Origin of the sequence: Micromonospora musae (assembly GCF_003626545.1) — a bacterium.
Classification (GTDB): domain Bacteria; phylum Actinomycetota; class Actinomycetes; order Mycobacteriales; family Micromonosporaceae; genus Micromonospora; species Micromonospora musae.
In genome coordinates this window covers 735,522-750,930 of record NZ_RAZS01000002.1, presented here as the reverse complement: position 1 = coordinate 750,930, position 15,409 = coordinate 735,522, and the positions used below count along the sequence as shown (strand labels likewise).

11 protein-coding genes are annotated in these 15,409 nt (G+C 73.5%); 2 read left to right on the top strand and 9 right to left on the bottom strand.

What is annotated here, in order from left to right; all coding sequences use genetic code 11:
- The 8 genes from D7147_RS07495 to D7147_RS07455 all read right to left on the bottom strand — a co-directional run bounded on the left by D7147_RS07495 (position 1) and on the right by D7147_RS07455 (position 10,116).
- Positions 1-2,805 (bottom strand): LuxR C-terminal-related transcriptional regulator, encoded by a 2,805-nt coding sequence (locus D7147_RS07495; protein ID WP_233562995.1) that lies wholly within the window; start codon positions 2,803-2,805, stop codon positions 1-3.
- 85 nt (positions 2,806-2,890) lie between these two features.
- The gene (locus tag D7147_RS07490; RefSeq protein ID WP_325050638.1) at positions 2,891-3,652 is read right to left on the bottom strand and encodes a TetR/AcrR family transcriptional regulator; all 762 of its coding nucleotides are present in this window, start codon (positions 3,650-3,652) and stop codon (positions 2,891-2,893) included.
- A gap of 344 nt (positions 3,653-3,996) precedes the next feature.
- Positions 3,997-5,283, bottom strand: coding sequence for an ABC transporter substrate-binding protein (locus D7147_RS07480; protein WP_120674933.1), 1,287 nt, complete (start codon positions 5,281-5,283; stop codon positions 3,997-3,999).
- Positions 5,284-5,364: 81 nt separating this feature from the next.
- A complete protein-coding gene (locus D7147_RS07475) occupies positions 5,365-6,477 on the bottom strand; it encodes a branched-chain amino acid ABC transporter permease (RefSeq protein WP_120674931.1) in 1,113 nt (370 codons plus the stop codon).
- Entirely contained in the window at positions 6,474-7,352 is an 879-nt protein-coding gene (locus D7147_RS07470; RefSeq protein WP_120674929.1) for a branched-chain amino acid ABC transporter permease, read from the bottom strand. The genes D7147_RS07475 and D7147_RS07470 overlap by 4 nt, the downstream gene beginning before the upstream one ends.
- Positions 7,353-7,371: 19 nt before the next feature.
- Positions 7,372-8,097 carry an ABC transporter ATP-binding protein gene (locus D7147_RS07465; RefSeq protein WP_120674927.1) on the bottom strand — a complete coding sequence of 242 codons (726 nt, stop codon included), beginning with the start codon at positions 8,095-8,097 and terminating at the stop codon, positions 7,372-7,374.
- Between the two features lie 76 nt (positions 8,098-8,173).
- Positions 8,174-8,959 (bottom strand): ABC transporter ATP-binding protein, encoded by a 786-nt coding sequence (locus D7147_RS07460; protein WP_120674925.1) that lies wholly within the window; start codon positions 8,957-8,959, stop codon positions 8,174-8,176.
- Between the two features lie 314 nt (positions 8,960-9,273).
- Positions 9,274-10,116 carry an alpha/beta hydrolase family protein gene (locus D7147_RS07455; protein ID WP_120675340.1) on the bottom strand — a complete coding sequence of 281 codons (843 nt, stop codon included), beginning with the start codon at positions 10,114-10,116 and terminating at the stop codon, positions 9,274-9,276.
- Between the two features lie 258 nt (positions 10,117-10,374).
- On the opposite strand from D7147_RS07455, the gene D7147_RS07450 reads away from it, so the two are divergent.
- A complete protein-coding gene (locus tag D7147_RS07450; protein ID WP_120674923.1) occupies positions 10,375-11,553 on the top strand; it encodes a low temperature requirement protein A in 1,179 nt (392 codons plus the stop codon).
- 54 nt (positions 11,554-11,607) lie between these two features.
- Here the strand turns inward: D7147_RS07450 and D7147_RS07445 are convergent, their stop codons facing one another.
- A complete protein-coding gene (locus D7147_RS07445; protein ID WP_120674921.1) occupies positions 11,608-12,789 on the bottom strand; it encodes a low temperature requirement protein A in 1,182 nt (393 codons plus the stop codon).
- Between the two features lie 196 nt (positions 12,790-12,985).
- Between D7147_RS07445 and D7147_RS07440 the strand changes: the two genes are divergently transcribed.
- Positions 12,986-15,358 carry a galactose-binding domain-containing protein gene (locus D7147_RS07440; RefSeq protein ID WP_120674918.1) on the top strand — a complete coding sequence of 791 codons (2,373 nt, stop codon included), beginning with the start codon at positions 12,986-12,988 and terminating at the stop codon, positions 15,356-15,358.
- Positions 15,359-15,409 lie beyond the last annotated feature (51 nt).

Here is a 15,409-nt window from a genome sequence, read left to right as displayed (position 1 = left end):
CTAAGGAAGTGCCCGAGCCAGCTCCGTACGCGACCGGACGCCGAGCCGGTGGAAGATGTTGCGCAGGTGGTGGTCGACCGTCCGGGTGGAGAGGAACATCCGGGCGGCGACCTCGCGGTTGGTGGCGCCCTCGGCGACCAGCTGTGCGATCCGCAGTTGCTGGCCGGTCAACAGCCGCGCCGCGGCCGGGTCCGGCGCGCCGACGGACTCGCCGGCCGCGCGCAGCTCCGCGGTGGCCTGGTCGGCCCAGGCTCCGGCGGCGAGCAGGGTGAACGTCTCCCAGGCGTCGTGCAGGTGGGTACGCGCGTCCCGGGGTCGACGGGCCCGGCGCAGCTCCCGGCCGAACAGGAGCGCGGTGCGGGCCCGCTCGAAGACACCGGTGTCGACGGGGTGCAGCCGCAGCGCGGTGCGGAACCGCTCCTCGGCCTCGTCGCTGCCGCGCGGGGCGAGCAGGGCGTGGCAGCGGGCCGACAGGGCGCGCCGCGACGGGCTCGCCGTGCTGCTGGCCCACCTGTCGAAGAGCGCGAGGGCGGCGACGGCGACCGGTCGGTGCGACAGCTGGGCGGCCTCCACCAGGTGGGGGGTGGCCATCACCTGGACCAGCACCTGACCGCGGCCGGTGCCCGGGCGGGCCAGCGCGGCGAGACGGGCGGCGGCCGCGGCGTGCCGGCCGTCGGTCAGGTCGAGCACCGCGACGGCCCACTGCGCGAGCGCCCAGGGCCGGCTGTACGGTGCGGGCCCGTCGCCGATCTCGCTGAGCCGGCGCAGGCAGACGTCCCGGTCGGCGCGTACGGCGGCGAGCACCGCGAGCATTCCCAGGTGGACCGCCGCCACGTTGGCCTGGCCGGTGGCGCGGGCGATCCGCAGCCCCTCCCGCGAACTATCCGCCGCCGCCGCGTGCCGCCCGAGCCAGTACTCGGCGATCGCCCGCAGCTCCAGGGCGCGTGGCAGTGCCGAGAGTTCCTTGCGCTCCCGGGCCAGCTCGACGGCCCGCTCGGCGAGCCGGTGCGCCGCGCCGTCCACCGCCACCAGCAGGCCCGCCGACGCCGCCCAGCAGAGCAGGGCAGGGGTGAGCGCCGCCCCGGTGAGCTGGCCGGTGAGCACGACGACCCGACGTAACGCGGGGCCGGCCTGCTCCAGGTCACCGCGGAGCGTCGCGCTCACCCCGGCGAGGTAGGTGCCGGTCAGCTCGACCTCGGGCGGATCGCCGGGGCGGGTGAGTACCCGCGCCCGGCGGGCGAGTACCCGCGCCCGGCGGGCGAGGTCGGCGTACCGGTACTGCGCGCCGGAGAAGCAGAGTGCCTCGCCGGCCCGGGCGAGCGCCGACAGCGCCGCCGGCCGGTCGGTGCCGGCCAGCACGTCCGCGGCGGCCAGCAGCGCGCGGAGGGCGGCGGGCGTCCGGCCGCAGCGCAGCTCGACCTCGCCGCGGAGCAGGTCGGCGCGGCCACCGGCCGGGGGCGCGGCCGGGCCCGGCACCGCGCCGCCGCGCCCCGGACCGGCCGGGCCGGTCCCGGACGGCGCGACCGGGCCGGTCGGGACCCGGCTCAGCAGCAGCTGCGCGCGCCGGGTCTCGCCGGCGGCCCAGGCGTACCGGGCGGCGTCCACCCGCCGCTCGGCGACCCGGGCGGGGTCGTCGCCGAGTTCGGCGGCCCGCTCCAACGCGACCGAGGCGCGCGCCCCGCCGACGGTCACCGCGGCCGCCTCCAGCTCCCCGGCGAGCGCTGGGTCCGGACCCGCCGCGGCCGCCGCGAGGTGCAGGGCCCGAGCCAGCCTCTGCGCGGGGTCGTCGAGCACGCCGGCGAGGCGCACGTGCGCCGCCCGACGCTCGGCGATCGGCGCAGCGGTCACGACCGCCGATCGGGCGACGGGGTGGGGGAACGTGATCCGGTGCGCCTCCACCCGAACCAGTCCGGCCCGCTCGGCGGGGGTGAGGTCGGCGATCGAGTCGCCGCCGGCGCGGGCCGCGCGGACCAGGGTCTCCGGTGCACCGTCCTCGTCGAGCGCGGCGAGCAGGAGCATCCCGCGGGTGTCGTCCGGCAGTCGATCCAGCCGGGACCGGTAGGCGCGCCCCAACGCGCCGTCGGCCGGCGGCGTCGTCGGCGGCGGCTCGTCGCCCCGGCACTGCGCCGCGGTGAGCGTTCCGGCCAGGTCGACCAGGGCCTGCGGGTTGCCTCCGGCGGCCGCGACGAGCGCCTCGGTCACCGGTCCGACGGGCGGCTCGGGCAGCCGGTCGGCGAGGAGAGCCGCGCCGTCGCTCTCGTCGAGCGGGCCGAGCCGGTAGCTCGGCAGCCCGCCGGGGGGCGCGGACGTCGCGGTGAGCACGACGGCGATCGGCAGCCGCCGCAGCCGCCGGGCAGCGAACGCGAGGACCTCGGCGGTCGGCCGGTCACCCAGGTCGACGTCGTCCATGGTGCAGAGCAGTGGCCGGCTCCGTGCGACGACGGCGAGCAGCCGCAGCACCGCGAGACCCAGCGCGAGCTGACGCTCGGGCGGGCAGCCGGAGCCGGCCAGCGCCCGTCGCAGCAGCCGGGAGTCGAAGGCCGGCAGTTCACCGGCGCAGTCGAGCACCGGGTCGAGGAGGCGCTGCAGCCCGGCGTAGGGCAGGCTCGCCTCGTCGGCGAGACCGGTCGAGGCGAGGAGGGCGAACTTGCGCGCGTGCCGGTGGGCGTAGCCGACGAGGGCGCTGCGCCCGGAGCCCGGCTCGCCGTGCAGCACGAGGGCCGCCCCGGCGTCGGTCGGGCCGGCGAGCAGCCGCCGGATCGCCCGGCGTTCCTCATCCCGACCGCGCAGTACGGTTATTTGCATTGGTGATGCAGTAACCATACATTCAGTGTCGCCTATGTGATGCGGGTTGGAAAGAGGCCGGAGAACGCCGGGGCACGGGCCGGCGTCAGTCCCGGACGACCTCCGCCAACAGCGCGCGCACCGTACGCGTCGTGACCGCTCGCGCCTGGTCCACCCCGAGCCCCAGGCCGTCGCGCAGCATCGACCACGCCGGCCACATGCTCGCCGCCACGATCGCGTCGACGAGTTGCCGGCGACCCCGGCCGGCCTGCGCCAACTCGGCGGCGAAGAGCTCCTCGACCTCCTCGCGCACGCGCTCGATGTGCTTGAGCCGGTTGCGGTGCAGCTGGTCGGAGACCGGCTCACGCATCTGCGCGGCCCGGGCCGACGGGGCGATGAGCTGGAGCAGCCGGGCCCGCTGCCGGCAGTACGCGTCGACCCGCTTGGCCAACGGCAGCGTCGGCGAGATCGGCCGGTACGCGGCGTCCTGCCGGCGGAGCACCTCGGCGCCGCTGGCCTCGAAGAGGGTCTCCATGTCCTTGAAGTTGGTCCAGAGCGTCCGCAGCGAGATCCCGGCCCGCTCGGCGATCCGCTCCCCGGTCGGCCGCAGGTCGCCCTCGGAGATGAGGTCGAGGTGCGCCTCGACGATGGCCGCGCGGGTGCGCTCGGAGCGCAGCGTCCGCCCGTCGACGCGGCCCGGAGCCGCCGCCCCGCTCATCCGCTCGCGCCCCCTCACCACCGTCGCGGCCCACCCGACGGCGAGTCTAGACAGGCGGTGATCAGCGCCATCACCTCGGGCCACGACCACGACCACGACCACGGCGACGGCGACGGCGACGGCGACGCCGACGCCGGGAGCAGCGACCACGCTGGCGGCAGCGGCGGCGGGGACCCGATCCGACGGGCGACGACCGCCGGCCCGAACGGGGGCGCGGCACGACGCCGGGCGGCCATGGACGCCGCGAACCCGACCGGCTCCGGCCCGCCCGGCGTCGCGGCGACGAGTGCGGCCCGCCCGCCGAGCCGACCAGAAGTTGCATTCACAGTGCATATTTTACGAGGGCCGCGCGGCCCGGTCAACGCTGGCGGCGGGCGCAGCGGGCTACCCTCGCCGGGCGGCCCGGGCCGAACCGGGAACCCGGCAGGACAGGATCGAGCCCGGCCACGGCGTAGGACGTGCCGTGACCGGGCTCGACGGGAGCGCGAAGCGGGTCAGCTGCCGGTCGGCACCCCGTTGGCCGGCGGCTGGACCGGCGTCGCGGTGTACTCGTTGACCGCCCCGTCCGCCTCGTCGGTCTCGTACGCCGGCCCGAAGTAGCTCTGCACTCCCCCGCTCACCCGGGTCAGCCGCTCGCCGCCGTAGCCGGAGTGGTCGTCAGCCGAGAAGCGCAACGGCACGAGGCCCGGCCCTTGGAAGCCGCCCTTGCCGACCGCCTCGAGCACGCCCTCCCGGGTGAGGTCCTTCCCGGCGGCGAGCAGCGCCTGCACGAAGAGGTAGCCGACGGACATGCCGTAGACGGTGTTGCCGTCGAACTCCGCGTTCCCGTTGTGCTCCTTGTTGATCCGGGTGAAGAGCTGGATCCACGGGTTGGCGGCGTCGTTCTGCATCGGCAGGTAGTTGCCGCCGATCATGCCCTCCAGCAGCGGCGCGGCCTCGCCGAGCTGCTTGGCCAGGGTCGGGTGGTCCGCGCCGACGTTGGAGACCACCCACTGCGGCTTGAAGCCGAGGCGGGCCGCGGTGCCGATGGAGAGCGCGGTGAACCCGGGCACGGTGGCGAGGACGACCACCTGGCAACCGGCCGCCTTGAACGCGCCGATCTGCGGCGCCACGTTCGTGTTGCTGGTGACGTACGTCTGCTTGACGGCCACCCCGGCGGCCCCGAGGATCTTCTCCACCCCGGCGAGGCTGTCCCGGCCGAAGTCGTCGTCCTGGCCGAGGAAGCAGACCTTGCGCCCCGGCATGGTGGTCTTCACGTGCTGGGCCAGGATCTTGCCCTCCACCGTGTAGTCCGGGTTGAACCCGAAGGTGCCCGGGTACTTGTCCGGCTGGTCCCAGCTGCGGCTGCCGGAGGCGACGAAGAGGTCGGGCACCCGATTGGTCTTGAGGAAGTCGAGCACGCCGGTGTGCGTGGGCGTCCCGAGTCCGTTGAGGATCGCGAAGACCTTGTCCTGGAGGACCAGCTGGCGCACCACCTGCTGGGTGTTCGCCGGGTTGTACCCGTCGTCCATGATCTTGTAATTGATTTTGCGACCGTGCACCCCGCCGTTGGCGTTTACGTAGTCGAAGTACGCCTTCGTGGCCGGGGCGATCTTCGAGTAGCCGGCCGCCGCCGGCCCGGTGAGCGGCATGTGGGTGCCGACCAGGATCTCGGTGTCGGTGACACCGGGCACGTTCCCGCGGCTGGGGCCGGAACCGCCGTCGTCGCCGCAGGCGGCCGTGGCGATGAGCAGAGCGATGGTGCTGACGATCACGAGACCGCGTCGCGCCGTACGGTGCATGGGGAACACCGACCTTTCCTCGATGGGGGTTTCGTGGTGGAGGGTGGGGCGCCCGGACAGGGGGAAGGCCGGACCAGTGGCTCAGGAGCGGCGCGCCCGCCAGCGGGCGAGCAGCGCGCGGCCGAGCCGGGACAGCAGGCCCTGCACGCCGCCGGGGGCGACGAGCATGACCACGACCAGGGTGATCCCGAAGATCGCCAGCGGGAGGTTGCCTTCCAGTCGCTGCGCCGCCGCCGCCGAGAGGGTCAGCTGGTCGGTCACCGAGTGGCTGAGGTCCGGCAACGCGACGAGCAGGACGGCGCCCCACACCGCGCCGGCGAGCCGTCCCAGGCCACCGATCACCACGGCCATGAGCAGGAAGAGCGAGAGGGTGAGCCCGAACGCGCCCGGGGAGACGCTCTGCGCGAGCACCGCCAGCAGCGCCCCGCCGAGGCCGGCGGTCGCGGCGCTGACCACGAACGCCAGGACCTGGGTGCGGGCGACGTGGATGCCGGCGAGGCGGGCGGCCACCTCGTCGTCGCGCACCGCCCGGAACGTCCGGCCGTACCGGCTGCGCACCAGGTTCGCCAGGAGCAGCAGGGTGAGCAGCGTGGCCGCGCCGGCGATCCAGAGCTGCCACCGCTCGTACGGGAAGTACACGCCGAGCGCCAGCGGCGGCGGCTCGACCGGCACCGACAGGCCCTGCTCACCGTTGAACACGCCGTTGAACGTGACGGTGAGCGCCGGCACCACGACCGCGACCGCGAGGGTGACGCCGGCCAGGTAGGGGCCGCGCAGCCGGGCCGCGGCCACCCCCACCACCGCACCCACCGCGACCGTGACGACGACCGCGGCGGCCAGCGAGACGAGCAGCAGCAGACCGCCGGTGGCGCCCCGGTCGTAGAAGGCGTTCTGGCACAACGCGACGGTGTACGCGCCGGTGGCCATCAGCGCCCCGTGCCCCAGCGACAGCTGCCCGTTGAGCCCGGTGAGCACGGTCAGCCCGGCGGTGGCGCAGAGGTACGCCGCCACGGTGGCGATCTGGAAGTTGCGGAACGGCTCGACCGCGTAGCTCAACCCGAGCAGCAGCAGCCCGGCCACCGCCGCGACGGCGAGGTGACGCAGCAGGGTGCTGCCCCGGCGCGGATCGGCCGACCGGCCGGCCCCGCCGGTCGCCCGCTGCTGTGGCGGCGTCGCCGCCGAGGTGGCGCTCACACCCGCCTCGCCGCGACCGGGGCGAAGAGACCGCCGGGACGGACCAGGAGCACCGCCAGCAGCAGCACCAGCACCGCCAGCGGGGTGAGATCGCTGCCGGCGTAGCCGCTCACGTAGGAGAGCACCAGTCCCACCACCAGACCACCGACCAGCGCGCCTGGTGGACTGTCCAGCCCGCCGACCACCGCCGCGGTGAACGAGGAGACGAAGACCAGGTCCATGGCGTGCGGATGCAGACCGAGCTCGGTCGGGATGACCAACATCGCGGCCAGCGCGCCCACCCCCGACGCGAGCGCCCAGCCGAGGGTGAGCATGCCGCCGACGTTCACCCCGAGCAGGCGCGACACCTCGGGAGCGAACGCCGCGGCCCGCATCCGCAGGCCGATCGCGGTCCGCGCGAAGATCCACGCGAGCGCGCAGACCACCACCGCGACCGCACCGAAGACGAACAGGTCGTACGGGGAGAGCACGGCGAACCCGCCGACGGTGAACGCGCCGCGGGAGAAGGGCACCTCGGCGGGGCGGAACTCGCTGCCGTAGACCATGCCGAGGACGGCCTGGATCAGCAGCACCAGCCCGAGCGCGACGATCACCGGGTTCAGTGGTGAGGCGTGGTCGACGTACCGCATCACGGCCCGCTCGACCAGCGCGCCGAGCGCCAGCCCGGCCACGAGCGCGACCACGAAACCCAGCCAGTACGAGCCGGTGGCCGAGGCGACGCTGTAGGCCACGTACGCCGCGGCGACCGCCATCGCGCCCTGGGCGAAGTTGACGACCCGCGCGGCCCGCCAGATCAGCACCAGGGCGAGCGCGAACGCGGCGTAGACCGCTCCCCGGGACAGGCCGTCCAGGGTGAGGAAGACGAAGCGGTCCAAGGTTCTCCCTCCAGGATGGTCAGAAACCGAGGTAGGCGTGACGCAGGTCGACGTCGTCGCGCAGGTCGGCGGCGGGGGCGCTGGTGACCACCCGGCCGAGGGACATCACCACGCCCTGGTCGGCCACGGAGAGCGCGCTGCGAACGTTCTGCTCGACGAGCAGCACGGTGAGCCCGGTGTCGTCGCGCAGCTGCCGCAGCAGGGCCATGATGCGGGCGACCACCCGCGGCGCGAGCCCGAGCGACGGCTCATCGAGCAGCAGCAGGCGGGGCCGCCCGACCAGCGCCCGGCCGAGGGCGAGCATCTGCCGCTCACCGCCGGAGAGCTGGTGACCGAGGTGACGCCGCCGCCGGGCCAACGGCTCGAAGAGCTGGTAGACCTCCTCCAGGGCGCGAGCGGCGTCGGCCCGGTCACGCCGCCACAGCCCGCCGAGGCGCAGGTTCTCGTCGACGGTGAGCTCGCCGATCACGCCGCGCCCCTCCGGCACGTGCGCCATGCCGCGCTGCACCAGCCGCTCCACCGGGACACCCCGCAGGTCCTCCCCGGCCAGCTGGATCCGGCCGGCCTGCGGACGCAGCACGCCGGAGATCGTGCGCAGCAGGGTGGTCTTGCCGGCGCCGTTCGCGCCGACCACCGCCGCGATGGTGCCGGCGGGCACGGTGAGGTCGACGGCGTGCAGCACCGGCGCGGCGCCGTAGCCCGCCACCACGTCCCGCACCACCAGCAGATCGCCGCGTTCGCTCATGCCGCCACCTCCCTCCGGTCGGCGACGGCACGAGACTCAACCGCACAGCACCGAATGATTCGCTCGCTGCGCTCGCTCATGCCGCCGCCTCGTCGACGGAGGCGCCGAGGTAGGCGTCGGTGACCGCCGGGTCGTCGCGGACCTCGTCGGGGGTGCCGGCGGCGATCACCCGACCGAAGTCGAGCACCACCAGCTCGTCGCAGACCGACATCACCAGGTCCATGTGGTGCTCCACCAGCAGCACGGCGCACGGGTCGGCGGCGCGCTGCGGCAGCTGCCGGATCAGCTGGGCCAGCTCGGCGATGTCCTCACCGCCGAGGCCGCCCGCGGGCTCGTCGAGCAGGAGCAGCCGGGGCCGGGCGGCGAAGGCGCGGGCCAGGGCGACCCGCTGGCGTACGGCGAAGGGGAGTGTGCCCGGCGCGGCGTCGGCGTGCGCGGCAACTCCCAGCTCGTCGAGGACGTCGAGGGCGTGCCGGCGCAGCCGGGCCTCGTCGCGGTCGCTGCGCGGCAGCCCGAGCAGGGCCGGGAGGAAGCCGGCGCGGGCGGTGTGCGAGGCGCCGGCCATCACGTTCTCCAGGACGGTCAGCCCGGCGAAGAGCCCGGTGCCCTGTAGCGTCCGGGCGATGCCGAGCCGGGTCAGCCGGTGCGGACGCGGCCGCAGCGGCCGACCGTCGAGGGTGATCGAACCAGTCTCCGGCGCGACGAATCCGCAGATCACGTTGAACAGCGTGGTCTTGCCGGCGCCGTTGGGGCCGATCACGCCCACCACCCGGCCGGGAGGCACCCGCAGGGAGACGTCGTCGAGGGCGGTGAGGCCGCCGAAGCGCACTCCGATGTGGTGCAGCGCGAGGCCTTCCTCCATCACCCATCCCCCGGGTCGTGGCGGGTCGCTATTTACACTCGCAGTGTACTTTTCTCGGATACCGCGTCAATACTTTCGATGTTTCGATCCAATCGCCGTTTCGAGTGGCGCGCCAGCGGCCGGACGGCCGGACCCGGCGAGACTTCCGACCGGACACACGCCGGCGAGGTCCCGCCCCCGCGGACCACCCCGTTGATCATGAAGTTATTGCCGCGACACGCCGTCGCCGAGCGCAATAACTTCATGATCAACAGGGCGGGGGCGGGGGCGCGGGGGCGGGGCGGCCGGGGTTCGGCCGCCCCACCCCCGGGTGGTCAGGCGCTGGGGCAGGTGTTGCGGTACTCCTCGATCTGCACCCCACTCGGGCCGGGGCAGAGGAACTGCTCGTAGCGGGTGTCGTCGTCGACGAACCGCTTCAACCAGGCCACGGCCTGCCGGGCCGTCGGCGTGTTCACCGTCTGGGGGAAGAAGTGGCTCGCGCCGTTCAACTCCAGGTAGGCCTTCTCCGCCGACGCCGGGATGCTGTTGTAGAACGGGATCGAGTGACTGGCGACCGGGGCGACGGAGTCGTTCTCACCGCCGACGATCAGCGTGGGCACCTGGAGCGTGTTCCAGGTCTTGTCCAGGTTCCACGGAGCGAGCGGCACGGCGGCCTGCAGCGACGGCCGGGACGCGGCCGCCTCCAGGCTGCCGCCGCCGCCCATCGAGTGACCGGCCACGGCGAGCCGCGAGCCGTCGATGCGAGTGCGCACCGAGCTCCGCTCGACCAGGTAGTCGAGCGCGGCGAGCAGCTGCCGACCTCGACTCGCGGGCTGGTCGAGCCGGGAGTTGGTCTCGATGCCGATCACCACGAAGCCGTGCGAGGCGATTCGCGGCCCGAGCCAGCTGATGCTGGACCAGGCCGCGGTGTAGCCGGGCGAGATGGCGATCGCGCCGAAGGTGCCCTGGCTGGTGTCGGTCGGGTAGTAGATGACGCCGCCGCCGAAGCCGGTGACGCTCAGCGAGGAGACGGTCTGGGAACCCGTGCTGAAGGGGCCACGGCTCGCCTCCAGCAAGGCGACGGTCGGGGCCGGGCCGCGCTCGTACGGGTTCTCGGCGGCCTGGACCGGGCCGGCCGACGCGGCGAGGGCGCCCGCCGCGACCAGCGCGGCGGCCATCGCCGTACGGGCGACGCGGGACAGCACGGAGCGGGGGTGGGTGGTGGGTGAGGACACGTCGGGCACTCCCTGGCGGTCGGAGGTATATCGACGTGCATCAGTCTCAGCGACGATGCTGCTCAACGCATCGGCGAAATCACCGGTCCCGCGGGGGTGACGAGCAGCGTTCCCGGTCCGCCACCCGGCGGTGGTGGATACGTTGGCAGTGGCCCTCACCGGTCACGGCGTCCACGGTGCGCGTCAGAGGAGGCAGACGCGGTGACCTCTGCTCCGCTCCCCCGCATCCTGCGTCGGCGCGGCGAGCCCGGGTATCCGACCTTCCTGGAGCTCTTCTTCGACGTCACCTACATCTTCATGCTCTCCCGGATCGCCGCTGGGCTCGCCGAAGACCTCACCCTGCGGGGCGCGGCCGAGACGGCCGTCCTACTGATGGCGGCGTGGTGGGTCTGGGTGCTCACGGCGTGGCTCACCGACCTGTTCAATCCGCGGCTGCCGATCATCCAGGCGACGGTCCTGCTGGTCATGTTCGGGACGCTGGTGATGGCGATCGCGGTGCCGCAAGCTTTCGACGGGTACGGCTGGCTCTTCGTCACCGGGTACTTCGGCATCCACGTGGTCCGCGACGCCGTGCTGATCCCCGGAACGCGGGTGAACCGTCCGATCCAGGCGCGCAGCGTACGGGTGTTCTTCTGGTTCATCGTCACCGCCACCCCCTGGGTGGTCGGGGCGCTGATGGCGGGGACGGCACGGCTGGCGCTCTGGGCGGTCGCGGTCGCCGTCGACCTCGGCTCGGCCCGAATCGGTTGGCCGACCCCGAGACTCGGGCGCACCGAGCTGGCCAGTCAGATCTTCACCGGCTCGCACCTGTCGGAACGGCACCAGCAGATCTACCTCATCGCGGTCGGTGAGCTGATCCTCACCATCGGCCTCGGGCTGAGCACGAGCGACTTCACGGCAGCGGAGGTCACGTCCGCCGCTGTCGCGTTCAGCGGCGGGATTCTTTTCCTCCGGCTCTACTTCCAGCGGGCGCAGCAACTCCTCGCCCCATCCGGGCTCACGGCGGTCGAACGGGTGCGGCCCGGCACCTCCACGTCGTACAGCCATCTCGTGATGGTGGCCGGCGTGCTGGTGACCTCGATGAGCTTCTCGCTGGTGATCGAACGGCCACTCGGCCCCACGCCGGCCGCATGGACGGCCGTCGCCCTCGGCGGGCCGGCGATCTTCCTGGTCGGCAGCTGCCTCTTCGACGCGGTGCTGACCGGCCGGCTGCTCTGGTCCCGGGCCCTTGGCGTGGTGGCGCTCGGCGCCCTCGCTCCGGCGGTGGCCATGCTCCCGCCGTTGGGCGTCCTCGTGGTGCCGAACCTGGTTCTGCTGGTCATCCTGGTCGGAGAGTCGGCGGCGCCCCGCTCACGGCTGGTCGGCGTCCCGACCGGTTGACCCGCCGAGTCGGCCGGACGTTCCGACCGACCGGTGGCCGTGGGAGCAGGACGCTCAGCCGAGCGCCGGCGGCGCCGGCGTGCGGGCGTGCAGCCGGGTGGAGACCAGGTTAGCCGCGGCGATCAGGGCGAGGACGACCATGGCGAGCAGCGCGACCAGGATCGGCGGGAGCAGCGCCGAGGCCGGCGCGATAGCGCACAGCAGCACCAGCCCGACCACCCGGGAGCGGGAGATCCTCCCGAACACGGTGTAGTCGAGCAGCGCCCGGCCGATCAGGTACAGCGCCGGTCCGCCGAGGAGGACGGCGGCCCAGGACGGCGGCGTGTCGCCGAACGGGCGCGCCACGACGAGTTCGCCGGCCACCGCCCCGCCGACGATGCCGGCCACCATCGCCAGGTGGCAGACCGCGGCGGCGCGGATGAGCAGGGCCGGGTCCGCCGACCGGGCGATCGCCTCGGTCAGCAGTTCGCCCGCCCGGTAGATGTAGATCCGCCACATCAGCACCACGATGGTGAAGACCACCACGAGGGCATAACCGCGGTCCAGCGTGTACTCGTGCTGGCTGAACGTCGTCCCGGTGGTGAGGACGGCGGCTCCGAAGGCGACCACGATGAACTGCCGGTACCGCTCGGGCACCCGCCCGCCCCCCAGCCGCCATTCCAGCGACTGCGAGCGACCGAGCCCGGGGACCGGCCAACCGAAGGCGCCGGCAGCGTACTCGATCGCGATCGCCAGCGCCCAGAGCCCCAACCGCGCCGGGCCGTCTGAGAGCGCGCCGGTGATCCAACCGATCGCCGCCACCGCCTCCCAGAAGGCGATTCTGCCGCTGCGCCGTGGTCCGGCCGGGTCCCTGGCGAAGAACAGGAAGTAGGAGATCGAGCCGAAGTGGATGAAGAGATAGGTGCCCGCGAAGAGCAGCCCGCGATCGTGGAACGCGCCGGGCACGACAGCGGCCAGCAGCAGACTCGCCGCCGCCACGCCGATGATGTGCGACTGTACGGACGCGCGCTCCAGGCCCGAGGTGCCGCCGACCCACGTCGTCAACGCCCAGATCAGCGCCAACGCGAAGAGCAGCACCAGCGTCCGGGCGGTGCCCGTCCAGCTCAGGTCGTTCACCAACGTCTTGGCCAGTGAGACCAGCGCGAAGACGTAGACCAGGTCGAGGAAGAGCTCCACGAAGAACGGGCGTTCGGATTCCCGAGCCGTCTCGGCGCCGCCTTCCGCCGCCATCGCCATCGCGTGTCACCCGGTCCCACCCGCGCCGTCCCCTACCCGCCGACAGTACGGCTCATCGACGCCATGGACGCATCTCATCCACTTCTTACAACGCGATCGACCTGATCTTTCATAGAGCAGTCGGGCTATTGCGAGGCAAAGTCGCGGGCTGGCATGATGGCCGTCAATTCCTCCGACCGGCGAAGGAGCCATCCCCATGGCGCTCACCCGTCGCACCCTGATCGGCTCCATGGCGGCGGGATCCGCGCTCGCCACCCTTCCCGACCTGACCGCGCCCGCCCCGGCCACCGCGGCCAGCCCGCCCGGCGACGTGGTCGGCAAGATCACCGTCGGCTACCAGGGCTGGTTCAGCTGCCCGGGCGACGGCGCGCCGATCGGTGGCTGGTGGCACTGGAGCCGGGATCGCTTCCAGCCCCCGTCACCGGCGAACACCACCATCGTGTCCTGGCCGGACCTGCGGGACTACACCCACGGCTACACCACCGCCTACCCCGACCTCGGCAACGGCCAGCCGGCCCAGCTCTTCTCCTCCTACGACCAGCAGACGGTCGACACCCACTTCCGGTGGATGCAGGAGCACGGCTGCGACACCGCGGCCCTCCAACGGTTCAACCCGTTCGGCGACGAGGGGCCGACCCGCGACGCCATGACGGTGAAGGTCCGTAGCGCCGCCGAGCGGTTCGGCCGCAAGTTCTACATCATGTACGACGTCACCGGCTGGACGTCGATGCAGTCCCAGATCAAGCAGGACTGGACGACGAAGATGTCGGCGCACACCGCCTCGCCGGCGTACGCGCGGCAGAACGGCCGGCCGGTGGTCTGCGTCTGGGGGTTCGGCTTCGACGACGACGGGCGCCCGTTCGCGCCCGCGCCCTGCCTCGACGTGATCCAGTGGTTCAAGGCGCAGGGCTGCTACGTCATCGGCGGCGTGCCCACCTACTGGCGGCAGGGCATCAACGACTCCCGGCCGGGCTTCGGCGAGGTCTACCGCGCCTTCGACATGATCTCCCCCTGGATGGTCGGGCGGACCGGCACCCTCGACGGGCTGGACTGGTTCCACACCAACGTCAACGTGCCCGACCTCGCCGACTGCGCCGCGCACGGCATCGACTACCAACCCTGCGTCATGCCCGGTGACCTCTCGGCCGGGCACCGCCGGCACGGCGACTTCTACTGGCGGCACCTCTACAACCTGACCCGCCTCGGCGCGCAGGGGCTCTACGTCTCGATGTTCGACGAGTTCAACGAGGGCAACCAGATCGCCAAGACCTCCGAGACGCAGGCGAGCACGCCCGCCGGGGCGGGCATCCGCGCGCTCGACGAGGACGGCACCTTCTGCTCGTCCGACTACTATCTGCGGATCACCGCCGACGGTGGGGGGATGTTCAAGGGGCAGCTCCCGCTCACCCCGGTACGCCCGACCCCGCCGGTCATCGGAGGCGGTCCGCCGCCGAGCGGCAACCTGGCCGCCGGCCGACCGGCCACGGCGAGCAGCCAGCACGGGCCGTACGTAGCCGGCAACGCGGTCGACGGCGACCGGGGCAGCTACTGGGAGACGACCAACAACGCCTTTCCCCAGTGGTGGCAGGTCGACCTCGGCGCCGGCCATCCGGTGAACCGGCTCGTCCTCGCGGTGCCCGCGGGGTGGGAGGCGCGGACCCAGACGATCTCGGTGCAGGGCAGCGCCGACGGGTCGTCCTTCAGCACGCTCGTCGCGACGACCGGGATCCGGTTCGACCCGGCCACCGGCAACACCGCCGCCGTCGCGCTGCCGGCCACCCCCACCCGGCACGTCCGGGTCACGGTCACCGGGAACACCGCATGGCCCGCGGCGCAGCTCTCCCAGGTCGAGGTGTACGCCGCCGGCGGCACACCCACCCCACCCACCGCCCCCGGCAACCTCACGGTGACCGGCCGGACCGCCACCAGCGTCTCGCTCGCCTGGTCCGCCTCCACCGACGCCGACGGGGTGGCCGGCTACCAGGTCCGTCAGGGCACGACGACGGTCGCCTCGGCCAGCGGCACCTCGGCCACCGTCACCGGGCTGAGCCCCGCCACCGGGTACACCTTCACGGTCGTGGCGCTGGACCCGGCCGGCACCTCGTCGCCGCCGTCGAACGCGGTCACGGTGACCACCGACCCGGCGGCGCAGACCGACCTGGCCCGGGGTCGGCCGACCGCGCAGAGCAGCCAGACCCAGTCGTACGGCAGCGCGAACGTGGTCGACGGCAATCCGGACAGCTACTGGGAGAGCGCGAACAACGCCTTCCCCCAGTGGGTGCGGGTCGACCTCGGCGCGGCCGGCACGATCGGGCGGGTCGTGCTGCGGCTGCCCCCGGCCGCGGCCTGGTCGGCCCGGACCCAGACCCTCTCGGTGCAGGGCAGCGCCGACGGCAACGGCTGGAGCGACCTCGTCGCCTCCGCCGGCCGACGCTTCGACCCGGCCACCGGCAACCAGGTGACGCTCACGTTCCCCGCCGCCTCGGCCCGGTACGTACGCGTCCACGTCACCGGCAACACCGGCTGGCCCGCCGGGCAGCTCTCCCAGCTCGAGGTCTACACCGCCTGAACCCCGGCCTCCGTGGCGAGGCCGGGCCCCGCACCACCCCCACCACCGAGA